Origin of the sequence: Streptomyces canus 299MFChir4.1, from assembly GCF_000383615.1 — a bacterium.
GTDB classification, from domain to species: domain Bacteria; phylum Actinomycetota; class Actinomycetes; order Streptomycetales; family Streptomycetaceae; genus Streptomyces; species Streptomyces canus_C.
In genome coordinates this window covers 18,472-33,760 of record NZ_KB911586.1, presented here as the reverse complement: position 1 = coordinate 33,760, position 15,289 = coordinate 18,472, and the positions used below count along the sequence as shown (strand labels likewise).

The window sequence follows — 15,289 nt, the reverse complement described above, 5'->3', positions numbered from 1 at the left end:
GACCTGGGTGGATCGTGATCCGTCAGGCACGCTGGAGCGCGTGCCCGGACGGAGGGACAGAAGGCAGCCGGGCACGCACCCCTCGCTAGGAGAGACCCCGGCATGACCACTGTCGCCGCATACGCCACCCCCGCCGCGAAGGCTCCCCTGGAGCGCACCACCATCGAGCGCCGGGCGGTCCGTGAGCACGACGTCCTGATCGACATCAAGTTCGCCGGCATCTGCCACTCCGACATCCACCAGGCCCGTGAGGGCTGGGGCGAGGCGATCTTCCCGATGGTCCCGGGCCACGAGATCGCCGGCATCGTCTCCGAGGTCGGCCCCGGCGTCACCAAGTACGAGGTCGGCGACCGCGTCGGCGTCGGCTGCATGGTCGACTCGTGCGGTGAGTGCGAGAACTGCAAGGCCGGCATCGAGCAGCACTGCGTCCGGGGCAACGTCCCCACGTACAACGGCATCGGCAAGGACGGCGAGCCCACCTACGGCGGCTACTCCGAGAAGATCGTCGTCGACGAGAACTATGTCGTCCGCATTCCCGAGGGCCTGTCCCTCGACGAGGCCGCCCCGCTGCTGTGCGCCGGCATCACCACCTACTCCCCGCTGAAGAGGTGGGGCGCCGGCCCCGGCAAGAACGTCGCCGTGATCGGCCTGGGCGGGCTCGGCCACATGGGCGTCAAGATCGCGCACGCGCTGGGTGCCGAGGTCACCGTCCTGTCGCAGTCCCTGCGCAAGAAGGACGACGGCCTGAAGCTGGGCGCCGACCACTACTACGCGACCAGCGACGAGAACACCTTCAAGGAGCTGGCGGCCTCCTTCGACCTCATCCTCTCCACCGTCTCGGCGCCGCTGAACTTCGGCGCGTACCTGAGCCTGCTCAAGGCGGGCGGCGCCCTGGTGAACGTCGGCGCCCCCGAGGAGCCGATCGCCCTGAACCTCTTCTCCCTCATCGGCGGCAGCAAGATTCTCGCCGGTTCGGCGATCGGCGGCATCGCCGAGACCCAGGAGATGCTGGACTTCTGCGCCGAGCACGGCATCGGCGCCGAGATCGAGCTGATCGCCGCGTCGGAGATCAACGAGGCGTACGAGCGGGTCGTCAACAGCGATGTCCGCTACCGGTTCGTGATCGACACGGCGACGATCTGACACACGTAGTTCGCAGAAAGGGACCCGGTTCCGTACCGGGTCGCTTCGGCGCATGGCCGTCCGGCACGGCTTCTCGCCGTACGGCCCTCCTGGCAGGCGGTTCACCGTACGGCGCTCCGCCGACCCAGCAACCACAGCAGATACGGCCCCCCGACCAGCGAGGTCAGCGCCCCGAACGGGATCTCCAGCGGCGGCAGCAGCGTCCGCGCGACGAGATCGGCGGCCACCAGACGAGGGCGCCGGTCAGCGCCGAGCACAGCAGCGGCAGCTGGGGCGTGCGGGTCAGCCGCCGGGTCAGCTGCGGCGAGGTCAGCGCGACGAACCCGATCGGCCCCGCGGCCCCGGTGGCGGTCGCGGCGAGCACCACCCCGAGCACGGTCAGCCCGAGCCGCACCCGGTCCACCCGTACGCCCAGCGCGGCAGCGGTGTCCGGGTCGAGCCCGAGCGGCCGCGCGGCCCTGGCCGCCCACACCAGGGCGGGCAGAGCCAGCAGGAGTACGACGCCCAGGGGCCCGGCCTGCTCCCAGCCGCGCCCGTTGAGACTCCCCGTCAGCCACAGCTTCACCTGCTCGGCGGCTTCCAGCTCGGAGTCGGCGAGATACAGCTGCACGACGGCGGACAGGGCGACCCCGATCCCGACGCCGACGAGCACGAACCGGCCGGCCTGCATACCGCGCCGCCAGGCGAGCACGTGGACGAGGGCGTCGGCGCCGAGACCTCCGGCGACGGAGACGACCGGCATGGCGGCGGGCGCGCCGACCGTCCCGGTGGCGAGGGCCGGCGATGTCGGCGCGGGTGGTGGCCGCGGGGACGACCCCCAGGGACAGCAGGTCGTCGAGCTGCCTGGTGCTGAGCACCGCGATCTTCTTCGGCTGGGCCTTGACCGTGGTCCTGCCCTCGAAGTGCGTGACCGTGCGCGGGAAGGCACCGTCGGTGTCCCGGTCGGAGCCCATGCCGTCGGCGAGGGTGTTCGGGGCGGCGGAAGGGCCCTCGGAGGCGTTTCCGGAGGCCCCCAGCACCGGGTTTCGGTCGGCCTTCCCGGTCGTCCCGCCGGTGTCCGAGGACGAGCAGCCGGCGAGCAGCCCTCCGACGACGACCGAGGCGAGGACGGCCTGCACTGCTGCTGTACGCACGACTCCTCCGGTGGTGCCGGGCTCTCGCTGAGCAGCTAAGGCAAGGCAAGGCTTACCTTAGCTGCTTGCGGAGTATGGTCGTGAGGAGGAGGCCTCCACGATGACCGTTCAGCTGAACCACACCATCGTCGCCGCACACGACAAGCACGCCTCGGCCCGCTTCCTGGCCGACATCCTGGGCCTGAGCGTGAGCCCGCGGTACGGCCCCTTCGTCCCGGTCGCGATCCCCAACGGCGTGACCCTCGACTACATGGACACGAACGACGAGATCACGCCGCAGCACTACGCGTTCCTCGTCTCCGAGGACGACTTCGACACGATCTTCGCCCGGATCCGGGAGGCGGGACTGACGTACTGGGCGGACCCCTTCCACCACCGGCCCGGCGAGATCAACCGCAACGACGGAGGCCGGGGCGCGTACTTCGACGACCCGGGCGGCCACCGGCTGGAGATTCTGACGCGGCCGTACGGCAGTGGGGGCTGAGGTCTCTTGGGGCAGGGGGGACGCGTGGGGGTGCGCCCCTCGTAGGGGGCGCACCCGCTGTCTGCTGCCCGGCTACCGGGTGCCGTTGGCTGCGAACGTCCACACGGCACGGCTGCCCGGGCCGACGGTGAGCGTCGAGTGACCGATCTGCTCCACGTGCCGGTCCTGGACGGGCCGGTTGAGCGACATCTCGACCCGCTGGAACCCGGCTTGCTCACGCGGAACGGAGTCGAACCGGATCGTGGTGCCGCCCCCCTGCGCGACGACACCACCGCCGGCCACGTTCTTGACGGCGAACCCGCCGGCCCGCAGCAGCGGCACGGTGTCGGCGAGGTCGCCCTCGGTGACCGCGATGCGGACGGAGGTCACGTCACGCATCAGGTGAGTGCGGTAGTCGTCGGACAGGACACGCTCCCGGCCGACGTCACCGGGGAAACTCGCGGGCTCGGTCTTGCTGCGGGGATCGGCGAAGTACTCCGGCCGGTACTCCATCGCCCAGGCCCCGAAGGCGTCGTACTCGGTGGCGGTGAGGATGGCGTCGAACCACGGCACGGGCACCCCGTCACCGAAGTCCCGGGTCTGGAGGAACTCTATGGGGTCGGCGACCCCCTCGCTCTTCAGCCGCTCGGTGACCGTCGCCAGGTCACCGTCCTGTTCGGTGGACAGGCCCAGCCCAGCCGAGCCGAGGGTGCCGTCCTGGCCCGCGATGTCCCCGACGCCGAACAGTTCGAGATAGGTCTCGCGGCCCATCAGGTAGCGGCCGGTCCAGGTCTGTCCGCCGGTGCCGGTCGTGGTGCGGACCTGGAAGTTGGCGAAGTCCCTCAGGTAGTCGGAGTGTTCGATGGCGTCGGCGGTCTCCCGGTCGAAGACCCCGTAGGAGTGGTTGTAGTACAGCAACTGCCGGTCGTTCGAGGACGGGTTCCCCTCGGCCTGTGCCGTCCCCACGGCACCCCCGAGCGCTCCGGTGAGGGCCAGCACGAGTACGACGATCATCCGTAATGTCCGATGAATCAGCATGCAGGCGATCGTAGGGTGGGGAGGCGGCGGCCGCGGATCTTTTTCAACGGGGTCGAAATGCTTGACATGGCGCGTTCGGCGGGGGCGTCAATGGACTGGTTCCGGACGGGCTTCGGACGGGCTCTGGACGGGCTCCGGCCGGGCGCGGAATCGCGGGAGGCCCTCCTCTGTTGAGGAGAATGGGTAAGGCGTGCCGGTGGTGTGCGAGCCGTGCGAGCCGAGCAGCCCCAATGACCGAGCTGAGCGATGACAGACATGGGAGGGCCGTGATGGCCGCGCAGACGCAGAGGGCCGTGCTGGCGGGCGGGTGCTTCTGGGGGATGGAGGACCTGATCCGCCGCCTACCGGGGGTGACGGCGACCCGGGTCGGATACACCGGGGGCGACGTGCCGAACGCGACGTACCGCAACCACGGAACGCACGCGGAGGCCATCGAGATCCTCTTCGATCCGGCGGCGACCGACTACCGCACGATCCTGGAGTTCTTCTTCCAGATCCACGACCCGAGCACCAAGAACCGCCAGGGCAACGACATCGGCCTCAGCTACCGTTCGGCGATCTACTACGTCGACGACGAGCAGAAGCGGATCGCCGAGGACACGATCGCGGACGTGGACGCCTCCGGGCTCTGGCCGGGCAAGGTCGTCACCGAGGTGGAGCCGGTCGGTCCGTTCTGGGAGGCCGAGCCCGAGCATCAGGACTACCTCGAGCGTTACCCGGACGGCTACACCTGCCACTTCCCGCGCCCGGGCTGGCGCCTGCCGGCGCGTGCGGAGGGCTGACGCCGGCTGTCTGACGCCGACCGTCTGACATCGGCCGCCTGCTGGTTGCCGTCTGCTGGCTGAAGCCTCCCCCCCCCGTGCGTCACACACCCGGCGGGGGAGAAGCCGACAGCCCGGAGTTCGGAGCAGTCGGAGTGGAAGACGTGCCACCACCGCTCGCCGGGCGGAGCCCAGGCCGAAGTCCGCGATCCGGTAGCCCTCGGGGTAGGGGCCGAGCAGCGGCGTGCCGAGGACGGTGTGCCGGTCGGGGACCGTGAACGCCGGCTGGGAGCGGCCCTTCAGTGCCTGCTCGGCGGTGGGCAGGACGGGCGTACGGCCGAACAGCATGACGCGAGCTCCTTCGATCGTGCGTGCCGGGCAGAGGTGCGTGGCGGCAGGGAGAACAACGGTTCCCTGCCGGCCCGCATTCCGACAGACCCGGCGTCGACCTGCGCGGCGGGAGGGGTGGAGGGCGGTGGCCGAACCACCCCAAGGCAGGCAGTCAGTCAGGCAGGCAGGTGTCATTGGGAGGCTGAAGGCTGAAGGTGAAGCGGACGTCGGTGCGAGGCATGCCTCGGCACGGGCGCCTCACCCGCCCGACACTCCGCGGCCCCGCTGAGGCGAGCCGCCCTGCCCACGCCCCCTCGGCCGGAGACCGGCGTCGAGAGCCGGGTGAGCGGGCCCCCGAAGAAATCACCGCGTCACTGCGTCAGCGTCGCCGGGCTGCCGCCGTTCGCCTCGTAGCCCGCCACTGCCAGCGCCCGGTATATCGCGAACTCCGCGGCCGGGTCTGCGGACAGGGTCCAGGGCAGGGCGCCGACGTGGCCGTCGATGTGCACGAGCTGGTTCATGGCCTCCGCCCAGCGCTCGCCGCGCACCAGGAAGAAGACCAGCAGATGGCGGACGTGGGCCAGCATCGGGTCCTCGGCGCGGGCCGAGTGGACGGCGTGCAGCGCGCCGTGCATGGCCTTGGTGACGACTTCGCTCTGGTAGAAACCGCTGACCAGATTGACCTCGGGCAGGTGCTCGAAGACCGCGAACAACGGCATCGCGGCGAGCAGCGAGCCGTGCGGGGCCCGGGCGGCCGCAGCCTCCGCGAACTCGTACGCCAGCTTCCGCGAGCCGTGCCACTTCTCGCACCAGTAGTGCAGCGCGGCCAGGTGCGCCCCCATGTGGTTCGGAGCGCGGTCCAGGATCTTCAGCCACAGCTGCTCGAACTCCGCCTGGGAGTAGGCCAGTCCGCGCGCGACCGAGAGCTCGACGAGGTACGGGACCGGATCGCCGGGAGCCAGCAGAGCCGCCTCGCCGCTGGCCGCCCTCGCTTCCTCCATGATGATCCGGAACTCGTCCGTGCCCGGGGTCGACGTCCGCCACGCCTGCTGCACCAGGAACTCCGCGTGCACCGCCGCGCCGCCCGCGTCCTTGGGCTGCTCGGCCCGCCACACCCGCAGCCACTGTCCGCCCGGCGCCTCGCTGACCCCGCCCGGCCGCTGCTGAAGCTCCAGCGAGGCGGCCCCGGCGAAGGCCTGCACGCGCTGCCAGCGCAGCTCGCCCTCCCGCTCGGTGCCCGCCAGGAGTTGGGAGGCGGCCTTGTAGTCCTGTGTGCGCTGCACCAGGTCCAGGACGTCCAGCAGGTCCTGGTCGGGGCCGGGCATGCGGATGTCCAGCTCCTCCTGCCGTACGAAGCCGTAGTCCGCCGGGTCCGCGGCGTCCGGGTGGCCCGCCGGGACCTGCTCGATCCCACCCCGCCTGCGCCGCAGGAATGGAAGCAGGACGAAGCCCAGCAGGACCGCCGCCATCAGGACCCAGAGAATCTCCATGCCCCAAGAGTTCCAGACGCCGCCGACAATTGCCCAACCCGGTCCGCGCCCTGTGGAAAACTCCCCGGCCCGGCGCGGACGCCCTGGGGAAAACCTCCCGCACCGGCCCGACACCTGGGGAAAACCCTGCCGTACGGCCGTCGGGAGCCCGTCGTCCGTCATCGGTCCTCCGGGCGGACTACCCTCGGAGCCCATGAGCGACAGGCACATCAGTCAGCACTTCGAGACCCTCGCGATTCACGCGGGCAACACCGCGGATCCCCTCACCGGCGCGGTGGTCCCGCCGATCTACCAGGTCTCGACCTACAAGCAGGACGGCGTGGGCGGTCTGCGCGGCGGCTACGAGTACAGCCGCAGCGCCAACCCCACCCGCACCGCCCTGGAGGAGAACCTCGCCGCCCTCGAAGGCGGCCGCCGGGGCCTCGCGTTCGCGTCCGGGCTGGCGGCCGAGGACTGCCTGCTGCGTACGCTGCTCAGCCCCGGCGACCACGTGGTCATCCCCAACGACGCGTACGGCGGCACGTTCCGCCTCTTCGCGAAGGTCGTCGCCCGCTGGGGCGTCGAGTGGTCGGTCGCCGACACCAGCGACCCGGCCGCCGTACGGGCCGCGATCACCCCGAAGACCAAGGCCGTGTGGGTGGAGACCCCCTCCAACCCGCTGCTCGGCATCACCGACATCGCCGCCGTCGCCCAGGTCTCCCGGGACGCGGGCGCCAAGCTCGTCGTCGACAACACCTTCGCGACGCCCTACCTCCAGCAGCCCCTGTCGCTCGGCGCCGATGTCGTGGTGCACTCCCTGACCAAGTACATGGGCGGCCACTCCGACGTCGTGGGCGGCGCGCTGGTCACCGCCGACGAGACGCTCGGCGAGGAGCTGGCGTACCACCAGAACGCGATGGGCGCGGTCGCCGGGCCCTTCGACTCCTGGCTGGTGCTGCGCGGCGCCAAGACGCTGTCGGTGCGCATGGACCGGCACAGCGAGAACGCCACGAAGATCGCCGACATGCTGACCCGGCACGCGCGCGTGACGCAGGTGCTCTACCCGGGCCTGGCGGAGCACCCCGGCCACGAGGTCGCGGCCAAGCAGATGCGGTCCTTCGGCGGCATGGTCTCCTTCCGGGTGGAGGGCGGCGAGGAGGCGGCCGTCGAGGTCTGCAACCGCGCCAGGATCTTCACGCTGGGGGAGTCCCTGGGCGGTGTCGAGTCGCTGATCGAGCACCCCGGGCGGATGACGCACGCGTCCGTGGCGGGCTCGGCCCTCGAGGTCCCCGCCGACCTCGTGCGCCTGTCCGTGGGTATCGAGAACGTCGACGACCTGCTGGATGACCTGCAGCAGGCGCTGGCCAAGTAGCCGTCGGCCGGGAGGCCGGACCGGGTTCACCAGCCCGTCATCGGTGGAGTCGTCGTGGACGGCGGCTCCACCCAGGGGCGCGCGGTCAGCGCCCACACCACGAACGCCACGCTCGCGGCGAGCAGCAGCAGCCACATGAGCCGGCGCGCCGCGGTCCTGCGTCGCAGCATGCGCGAGCCCCGCCGCACGGAGTCTGTGTACAGATCCGCCGGTACCTGCGGTGTTCCCTGCTGCTCCATGAGCCGCCGCACCACGGCCTCGCGCTGGGTCCGGTTCACGTGCGCCTCCCGGAGCGACCCGTGTGTCTCATGACGCCGCCACCTTCGGTCCCACCACCGCCGGTGCGGGCCCACGCGGTGGGTGCAGCAGCGTGGCGGTCGCCCGGTCGCAGATCGCGCGGACGCGTTCCGCCGGCAGGCCGAGCAGGGCCGCCGCCTGTTCCTCGGCCACGCCCTCGTAGAGGCGCAGCACCAGGACAAGACGCTCCTGGGGGGCCAGCCGGGACAACGGGCCGGAAGGGGGCGTGCGGCCGCCGAGCAGGAGGCCGTGGCGGCGCCAGGCCTCGTGGGCGAAGCGCAGGGCGACGTGCTCGCGGGCCCGGTCGTAGGGGTCCTCGCCGCGCAGCCGGTCCCAGCACGCGTACGTGTGGGCGAGCGCCAGCGTCAGCAGACGCCGCGCGCGCGGGTTGTCGTCCGGGGCCTCCGCCGTCAGGAGCGTCGCGGCATGCAGCAGCCGCCCGGCCGCGCCCGCGACGAACGCCTCGAACTCCCGGGCGCGACGCGTGCTCTGGGACGCCTGCCGTTGCCGCACCGCACCTCCCCGCCTGCCGATGGCCGTACGTCGGCTTCGTACGACCACGAGGACCCGGTCTCCGAGGATCCGGTCTCCGAGGACCCGATCTCATATGAGGCCCGGTGTGGCCGTCCGGTCAAGAGGCGGGGCACCACGCGCGCGTGCGCGTACCTGAGAGGACGCTTGTCTAGGAGGACTGCGCCTCCGGACCCGGAACGCCCTGGACCGCCATCCGGGAGGACAGGGCGGTGTTGAAGCGCGTGAGGAGCGTGCAGAACGCCTCGCGCTCCTCCGGTGCCCAGTCGTGTGTCAGCTCGGCCATCAACTGACGCCGGGAGGAGCGCACTTCCTCCAGCCGGGACTGCCCGCGCGGGGACAGCTGGAGGACCACCGCGCGGCCGTCCTCGGGGTGCGAGGTGCGCTTGACCAGGCCGGTGTCGACGAGCGGCGCCACCTGACGGGTGACCGTCGACGAGTCGATGCCCATGCTCGCCGCGAGCGCCTTGACGCCCATCGGTCCTTCCTTGTCGAGCCGGTTGAGCAGCAGGTACGCGGCGCGGTCCATGGAGTTGCGCACCTGGCCCACTCCGCCGAGCCGGGTCTGTTCGGCACGACGGGCGAAGACCGCCACCTCGTGCTGCAGGGTGTCGAGAAGACCGGTGTCACCGACGGTCGTCATGTCCATCGACATTCCAGGTGTTGTGGGCATGGCCGGAGGCTCACTTCATGAAGGGGCAGCTGAATTGGGGGACAGAGTACGCGGCCGGGGGGCGGGCCGTACCGGCGCTGCGCAAACCCGTCTCGGACGTTGGTCACAGCGCGAACACGCGCGTGTGAACTGCGAGACTTGAGTCATGAACTACCGCAAGGCCCACCCCGTGCCGCCGGTGACGCTCGACGACGTGCGCGGCGCGCAGAAGATGCTGTCGGGCGTGGCGCGGACGACCGCGATGGAGGGCAGCCGCCATCTGAGTCAGCTGGTGGGCGCGCCGGTGCACTTCAAGTGCGAGAACCTCCAGCGGACGGGATCGTTCAAACTGCGTGGCGCCTACGTCCGGATCGCCGGCCTGCTGCCCGAGGAGCGGGCCGCGGGTGTCGTGGCCGCGAGTGCGGGAAACCACGCGCAGGGTGTGGCGCTGGCGTCCACGCTGCTCGGCGTGCGCTCCACCGTGTTCATGCCCAAGGGCGCCCCGCTGCCCAAGATCAGCGCCACCCGGCACTACGGCGCCGAGGTGCGCCTGCACGGCCAGGTGGTCGACGAGACCCTGGCCGCCGCGCAGGAGTACGCGGCCGAGACGGGCGCGGTGTTCATCCACCCCTTCGACCACCCGGACGTCATCGCGGGCCAGGGCACGGTCGGACTGGAGATCCTGGAGCAGTGCCCGGAGGTGCGCACGGTCGTCCTCGGCATCGGCGGCGGCGGACTCGCGGCCGGGGTCGCGATCGCCGTGAAGGCGCTCAGGCCCGACGTGCGGATCGTCGGTGTGCAGGCGGCGGGCGCGGCCGCGTACCCGCCCTCGCTGGCGGCCGGGCACCCGGTGTCGATCGAGAACCCGGCGACGATGGCCGACGGCATGAAGGTGGGGCGGCCCGGGGACGTGCCGTTCGGGATCGTGGGCGAACTCGTGGACGAGGTCCGCACGGTGACCGAGGACGAGCTGTCCGCCGCGCTGCTGCTGTGTCTGGAGCGGGCCAAGCTGGTCGTCGAGCCGGCCGGGGCGAGCCCGGTCGCCGCTCTGCTGAGCGACCCGGGAGCCTTCGAGGGCCCGGTCGTCGCCGTGCTGTCCGGCGGCAACGTCGACCCGGTGCTGCTCCAGCGGGTCCTGCGGCACGGCATGTCCGCGCAGGGCCGCTACCTGGCCGTGCGGCTGCGCCTGACGGACCGGCCCGGTGCCCTCGCGACGCTTCTCGGGGTGTTGTCAGTGGTCGACGCTAATGTCCTGGACGTGAGCCACGTCCGGACCGATCCACGGCTCGGGCTCGCGGAGGCGGAGGTCGAGCTGCACCTGGAGACAAAGGGTCCCGAGCACTGCGCCGAGGTCGGCCGAGCCCTGCGCGAGGCCGGCTACACGGTCATCGACTGAGGTCAGGGCCCCTCCGGGAGTCAGGCATCACTCTTTCGGGTAAGTCCATTGAGAGACGCGATACATCGCGTTATGGTGTGTCTCGTGTCGCCGCTCACGCCGCCCACGGAAGAAAAGGACGGGCGGAGGAAACCGCAGAAATCTAGGCTTTCCCCAGAATCCCCGACGACGTGGAGACTCATATGCCAGGCGCCATCTATGCCGAAGGCCTGGTCAAGACCTTCGGAGACGTAAAGGCACTGGACGGCGTCGACCTCGATGTCCCGGAAGGCACCGTCCTGGGCCTCCTCGGACCGAACGGCGCGGGCAAGACGACAGCCGTCCGCTGTCTGACGACCCTCCTCAAGCCGGACCGCGGCTCGGCGGTCGTCGCCGGCATCGACGTCCTCAAGGACCCCGACGCCGTGCGCCGCTCCATCGGCCTGTCCGGCCAGTTCGCGGCGGTCGACGAATACCTCACCGGCCGCGAGAACCTTCAGATGGTCGGCCAGCTCTACCAGATGAAGGCCAAGCCGGCGAAGGCGCGCGCGACCGAGCTGCTGGAGCAGTTCGACCTCGCCGACGCGGCCGACCGCCCCACCAAGACCTACTCCGGCGGAATGCGCCGCCGCCTCGACCTCGCGGCCGCCCTGGTGGTCTCACCGCCCGTGATGTTCATGGACGAGCCGACGACCGGCCTCGACCCGCGCAACCGCCAACTGCTGTGGGAGGTCATCAAGCAGCTGGTCTCCGGGGGCACGACCCTGCTGCTGACCACCCAGTACCTGGAGGAGGCCGACCACCTCGCCCACGACATCGCCGTCGTCGACCAAGGCCATGTCATCGCCACGGGCACCTCCGACCAGCTCAAGGCCCGCACCGGCGGCGAGCGCGTCGAGGTCGTCGTGCACGAGCGCGAGCACATCCAGGCCGCCTCGGAGATCCTGCGCGGCTTCGGCAAGGGCGACACCACGGTCGAGGACCACATGCGCAAGCTCACCGTGCCCGTCACCGGCGGCGCCAAGCTGCTCGCCGAGGTCATCCGCGAGCTCGACACCCGGGGCATCGAGATAGACGACATCGGCCTGCGCCGCCCCACCCTCGACGACGTCTTCCTGTCTCTGACGGGACACGTGGCCGAGGTCAAGGACGAGGAGAGCGACACGAAGGAGACCACCAAGTGAGCGCCGTCACCGACACCGCGCGGGTCGCACCGGCCGCGAACCCCATCAGGCAGTCCTTCCGGGACTCCATGGTCGTCGCCAAGCGCAATCTGATCCGCATGTCCCGGATTCCCGAGATGATCATCTACGGGCTCATCCAGCCGATCATGTTCGTGGTGCTGTTCACCTACGTCTTCGGCGGATCCATGCAGATCGGCAACAGCACCAGCGCGACCGACTACAAGAACTTCCTGATGGCGGGCATTTTCGCGCAGACCGTCACCTTCGCCACCGCGAGCTCCGGCGCGGGCATCGCCGACGACATGCACAAGGGACTCATCGACCGATTCCGCTCCCTGCCGATGGCCCGCGGGGCGGTGCTGACCGGGCGCACCTTCGCCGACCTGGTGCAGACGGCCCTGACTCTGGTCGTCCTCGCCGTGGTCGCGCTGCTGGTCGGCTGGCGCGTCGGATCGGACGGCGACACCAATGCCGGAAAGGTGCTGGCCGCCTTCGGCCTGTTGCTCCTGCTCGGCTACGCGTTCACCTGGATCGGCGCCCTGATCGGCATGTCCGTCCGTACCCCCGAGGCGGCCACCTCCAGCGGGCTGATCTGGCTCTTCCCGGTCACGTTCATCTCGAACGCCTTCGTGGACACCAGCCACATGACCCCGTGGCTCAGACACATCGCCGAGTGGAACCCGTTCAGCGCCACCGCACAGGCCTGCCGGGTGCTCTTCGCCAACCCGGGCCAGTCCACCTCCAGCGCCTGGCCCATGCAGCACCCGGTCTGGGCCTCGCTGATCTACTCGATCCTGATCGTCGTCGTGTTCAGGACGTTGGCGGTCCGCAAGTACCGCTCGGCCACCGCATGACAGAGCCCCCGGTGCCGCGAGGGCGCCGGGGGCCCGCCGAGGACGGACAGTCGGCCGGGGTCAGCCGTTGTAGGGCTCGGCCTTGAGGATGGTCACGGAGGCCTTCTTGCCGTTCGGCAGTTCGTACTGCGCGTCCTCGCCGACCTTGTGGCCGATCACGCCGGAGCCCAGCGGGGACTGCGGCGAGTAGGTCTCGACGTCAGCGCTCGCGTACTCGCGCGAGGCGAGCAGGAAGGTCATCGTGTCGTCCTCGTCACCGTCGAAGGCGATCGTCACGACCATGCCGGGCGCCACGGCACCGTCCGTCGACGTCGGCGCCTCGCCGACCTTGGCCTTCTCCAGGAGCTGGGTCAGCTGGCGGATGCGGAGCTCCTGCTTGCCCTGCTCTTCCTTGGCTGCGTGGTACCCGCCGTTCTCGCGCAGGTCGCCCTCCTCGCGCGCTGCCGCGATCTTCGCGGTGACTTCCTCGCGCGCGGGACCAGACAGGTACGCCAGCTCCTCCTTGAGCTTGGTGTACGCCTCCTGGGTCAGCCAGGTGACGTCTTCGCTGGTCTGGGTCACAGGTGCTCCTCGTAGGTACTGGGAATACAAAGCATCGCCCTACCCAGAAGAATGTTCCTTCACGGATGGGCGAAACCACGAGCCTAACAATTCAGGAGCCGAAGGGGGAGGACATAAGCCATCAGAAATACGTCGACGCAGGTCAGCGGTCACGTATCGGGGTGACGTCAGTCGGCGTGACAGCCCAGCAGCTCGGCCGTGGTGCCCGGGGCCGTCGTACGGAGCGTGACGACCTTGTCGATGCGGGTGGCGTCACCGCCGAAGCGGAAGTCGGCCCGGCCCACCTCGGAGCCGTCCGCCGCCTGCGAGCGGATCGTGCAGTAGCCGGAGGTGCCGGAGTCCTTGCGGACCTCCAGATGCACCTCGACCGCCGAGTTCTTCGCGTCGAAGGCGATCACCTCGCCGCTGATCTTGTTCTGGCCGACGTAGTGGTAGGCGAAGTAACCGATCAACGCGAGCAGGAAGGCGCCGAGCACGGCGCCGGCGATCTTGAGTTTGTGGTCGGCACGTTCGTCCGAGGCGCGGCCGTACCGGCCCTCGGGCAGCTGCGTGCTCGCCGTGCTCATGATCGTCTCCTGGGAAACCAAGACCGTGGAATTAAACGTCCCCCGATTCGGTCACTATAGAAGCCGCCGTTCGCGCCCGAAGACACCGGGGGCGCCGACCTACGAGGATTGAGTCTTGACTGACCAGCTGCGACTGATGGCCGTGCACGCCCACCCCGACGACGAGTCGAGCAAGGGCGCGGCCACCATGGCGAAGTATGTGTCCGAGGGGGTGGACGTGCTGGTCGTGACCTGCACGGGAGGGGAGCGCGGCTCCATCCTCAATCCGAAGCTCCAGGGCGACAAGTACATCGAGGAGCACATCCACGAGGTACGCAAGAAGGAGATGGACGAGGCCCGCGAGATCCTCGGCGTCCGGCAGGAGTGGCTCGGCTTCGTCGACTCCGGTCTGCCCGAGGGCGACCCGCTGCCGCCGCTGCCCGAGGGCTGCTTCGCCCTGGAGGACGTCGACAAGGCGGCCGGCGAGCTGGTGAAGCAGATCCGCGCCTTCCGTCCCCAGGTGATCACCACCTACGACGAGAACGGCGGCTACCCGCACCCCGACCACATCATGACCCACAAGATCTCGATGGTGGCGTTCGAGGGCGCGGCGGACACCGAGAAGTTCCCCGAGTCCGAGTTCGGCCCGGCCTACCAGCCGGTCAAGCTCTACTACAACCAGGGCTTCAACCGTCCCCGCACCGAGGCGCTGCACCACGCGCTGATCGAGCGGGGCATGGAGTCTCCGTACGGCGACTGGCTCAAGCGCTGGGACGACTCGCCGATGCGCGACCGCACCCTGACCACGCACATTCCGTGCGCGGAGTTCTTCGAGATCCGCGACAAGGCCCTGATCGCGCACGCGACGCAGATCGACCCCGACGGCGGCTGGTTCCGCGTCCCGCTGGAGCTCCAGAAGGAGGTCTGGCCGACGGAGGAGTACGAGCTCGCGAAGTCCCTCGTCGATACCTCCCTCCCCGAGGACGACCTCTTTGCGGGCATCCGCGACAATGCCTGACATGAGCGCAAGCGCAAGCCTGGCAATGACGCACTTCGTGACCCTCGCCAAGGAGGTCGACGAGGACAAGGTCACCCCCGGCGTCCTCGGCTTCATCGTCTTCGCGGCGATGGCCCTGGCGGTGTGGGCCCTGATGAAGTCCATGAGCAAGCACATGAACAAGGTCGACTTCCAGGAGTCCCCGGACGAGACCTCCGGCAAGAACACCGCCGAGGGTCCGTCCGGCAAGGCCTCGCCGGCCAAGGGCTGAACCACGCGGCCCGGACGGGAGGGACACCCCTCCCGTCCTCGGCCGTGTCCGGGCCGGGGACAGCAGCGGACGGGCAGACTCCGCCGACGCCGGGCCCAAAGCGCGCCCCGGCCCGCGTGCGGGTCACCGAGGCGCCTGGCTTCTGGATCACCGTGGCGCCTGGTTTCCGGGTCGCTGAGGCGTTGGTGTGCGGATTGCCGTGACGCCCGGTGTGCGGGCCACCGAGGCGTTGGTGTGCGGATTACCGTGATGCCCGGTGTGCGGGTCAACGTGGCGTCAGGGTGTGGATTGCCGTGACGCCCGGTGTGCGGGT

General features: G+C 70.2%; 16 protein-coding genes and 2 pseudogenes. 9 read left to right on the top strand and 9 right to left on the bottom strand.

All coding sequences use genetic code 11. The features are described from left to right. Window positions 1-102 precede the first annotated feature (102 nt). Window positions 103-1,143 carry an NAD(P)-dependent alcohol dehydrogenase gene (locus H293_RS0113800; RefSeq protein WP_020118481.1) on the top strand — a complete coding sequence of 347 codons (1,041 nt, stop codon included), beginning with the start codon at window positions 103-105 and terminating at the stop codon, window positions 1,141-1,143. Window positions 1,144-1,244: 101 nt separating this feature from the next. Here the strand turns inward: H293_RS0113800 and H293_RS52680 are convergent. Beyond that, window positions 1,245-1,936 (bottom strand): annotated as a pseudogene (locus H293_RS52680) (FecCD family ABC transporter permease); the annotation flags it as partial. 440 nt (window positions 1,937-2,376) lie between these two features. Between H293_RS52680 and H293_RS0113790 the strand changes: the two are divergent. Further along, window positions 2,377-2,760, top strand: coding sequence for a VOC family protein (locus tag H293_RS0113790; protein ID WP_020118479.1), 384 nt, complete (start codon window positions 2,377-2,379; stop codon window positions 2,758-2,760). 72 nt (window positions 2,761-2,832) lie between these two features. Here H293_RS0113790 and H293_RS0113785 read toward each other — a convergent pair whose 3' ends face one another. Then, window positions 2,833-3,753 (bottom strand): DUF5829 family protein, encoded by a 921-nt coding sequence (locus H293_RS0113785; protein WP_020118478.1) that lies wholly within the window; start codon window positions 3,751-3,753, stop codon window positions 2,833-2,835. A 293-nt stretch (window positions 3,754-4,046) separates the two neighbouring features. Here H293_RS0113785 and msrA point away from each other — a divergent pair, with 293 nt between their 5' ends. Next, the gene (msrA, locus tag H293_RS0113775) at window positions 4,047-4,559 is read left to right on the top strand and encodes a peptide-methionine (S)-S-oxide reductase MsrA (protein ID WP_020118476.1); all 513 of its coding nucleotides are present in this window, start codon (window positions 4,047-4,049) and stop codon (window positions 4,557-4,559) included. A gap of 168 nt (window positions 4,560-4,727) precedes the next feature. Here the strand turns inward: msrA and H293_RS60090 are convergent. Next, window positions 4,728-4,886, bottom strand: a pseudogene (locus H293_RS60090) (peptide-methionine (S)-S-oxide reductase MsrA); the annotation flags it as partial. 353 nt (window positions 4,887-5,239) lie between these two features. Beyond that, window positions 5,240-6,358: a hypothetical protein gene (locus H293_RS0113770; protein WP_020118475.1), complete on the bottom strand. Its 1,119-nt coding sequence runs from the start codon at window positions 6,356-6,358 to the stop codon at window positions 5,240-5,242. Window positions 6,359-6,551: 193 nt separating this feature from the next. Between H293_RS0113770 and H293_RS0113765 the strand changes: the two genes are divergently transcribed. Next, complete coding sequence (locus tag H293_RS0113765) at window positions 6,552-7,709, top strand: cystathionine gamma-synthase (RefSeq protein ID WP_020118474.1); 1,158 nt, start codon at window positions 6,552-6,554, stop codon at window positions 7,707-7,709. 26 nt (window positions 7,710-7,735) lie between these two features. Here the strand turns inward: H293_RS0113765 and H293_RS0113760 are convergent, their stop codons facing one another. The 3 genes from H293_RS0113760 to H293_RS0113750 all read right to left on the bottom strand — a co-directional run bounded on the left by H293_RS0113760 (window position 7,736) and on the right by H293_RS0113750 (window position 9,192). Further along, a complete protein-coding gene (locus H293_RS0113760) occupies window positions 7,736-7,987 on the bottom strand; it encodes a hypothetical protein (protein WP_020118473.1) in 252 nt (83 codons plus the stop codon). A 28-nt stretch (window positions 7,988-8,015) separates the two neighbouring features. Next, the gene (locus H293_RS0113755) at window positions 8,016-8,519 is read right to left on the bottom strand and encodes a sigma factor-like helix-turn-helix DNA-binding protein (protein WP_020118472.1); all 504 of its coding nucleotides are present in this window, start codon (window positions 8,517-8,519) and stop codon (window positions 8,016-8,018) included. A gap of 169 nt (window positions 8,520-8,688) precedes the next feature. Beyond that, window positions 8,689-9,192, bottom strand: a complete 504-nt coding sequence (locus tag H293_RS0113750) for a MarR family winged helix-turn-helix transcriptional regulator (RefSeq protein WP_020118471.1) — start codon at window positions 9,190-9,192, stop codon at window positions 8,689-8,691. Window positions 9,193-9,355: 163 nt separating this feature from the next. On the opposite strand from H293_RS0113750, the gene ilvA reads away from it, so the two are divergent. The 3 genes from ilvA (at window position 9,356) to H293_RS0113735 (ending at window position 12,602) form a co-directional block, all read left to right on the top strand. Beyond that, window positions 9,356-10,585, top strand: a complete 1,230-nt coding sequence (ilvA, locus tag H293_RS0113745; protein ID WP_020118470.1) for a threonine ammonia-lyase — start codon at window positions 9,356-9,358, stop codon at window positions 10,583-10,585. A 182-nt stretch (window positions 10,586-10,767) separates the two neighbouring features. Next, window positions 10,768-11,748 (top strand): daunorubicin resistance protein DrrA family ABC transporter ATP-binding protein, encoded by a 981-nt coding sequence (locus H293_RS0113740; protein WP_020118469.1) that lies wholly within the window; start codon window positions 10,768-10,770, stop codon window positions 11,746-11,748. Next, the gene (locus tag H293_RS0113735) at window positions 11,745-12,602 is read left to right on the top strand and encodes an ABC transporter permease (RefSeq protein ID WP_020118468.1); all 858 of its coding nucleotides are present in this window, start codon (window positions 11,745-11,747) and stop codon (window positions 12,600-12,602) included. The genes H293_RS0113740 and H293_RS0113735 overlap by 4 nt, the downstream gene beginning before the upstream one ends. Before the next feature lie 60 nt (window positions 12,603-12,662). Here the strand turns inward: H293_RS0113735 and greA are convergent, their stop codons facing one another. Together greA and H293_RS0113725 are read right to left on the bottom strand one after the other, a co-directional pair. After that, a complete protein-coding gene (gene greA / locus H293_RS0113730; RefSeq protein WP_020118467.1) occupies window positions 12,663-13,163 on the bottom strand; it encodes a transcription elongation factor GreA in 501 nt (166 codons plus the stop codon). A 167-nt stretch (window positions 13,164-13,330) separates the two neighbouring features. Further along, on the bottom strand, window positions 13,331-13,729 hold the full coding sequence (locus H293_RS0113725) for a DUF4307 domain-containing protein (RefSeq protein WP_020118466.1): 399 nt from the start codon (window positions 13,727-13,729) through the stop codon (window positions 13,331-13,333). 136 nt (window positions 13,730-13,865) lie between these two features. Between H293_RS0113725 and mca the strand changes: the two genes are divergently transcribed. Further along, on the top strand, window positions 13,866-14,726 hold the full coding sequence (gene mca / locus H293_RS0113720) for a mycothiol conjugate amidase Mca (protein ID WP_033415396.1): 861 nt from the start codon (window positions 13,866-13,868) through the stop codon (window positions 14,724-14,726). Beyond that, the gene (locus H293_RS0113715; protein ID WP_007384368.1) at window positions 14,719-14,976 is read left to right on the top strand and encodes a hypothetical protein; all 258 of its coding nucleotides are present in this window, start codon (window positions 14,719-14,721) and stop codon (window positions 14,974-14,976) included. Before mca ends, H293_RS0113715 begins: the two co-directional genes overlap by 8 nt. Window positions 14,977-15,289 lie beyond the last annotated feature (313 nt).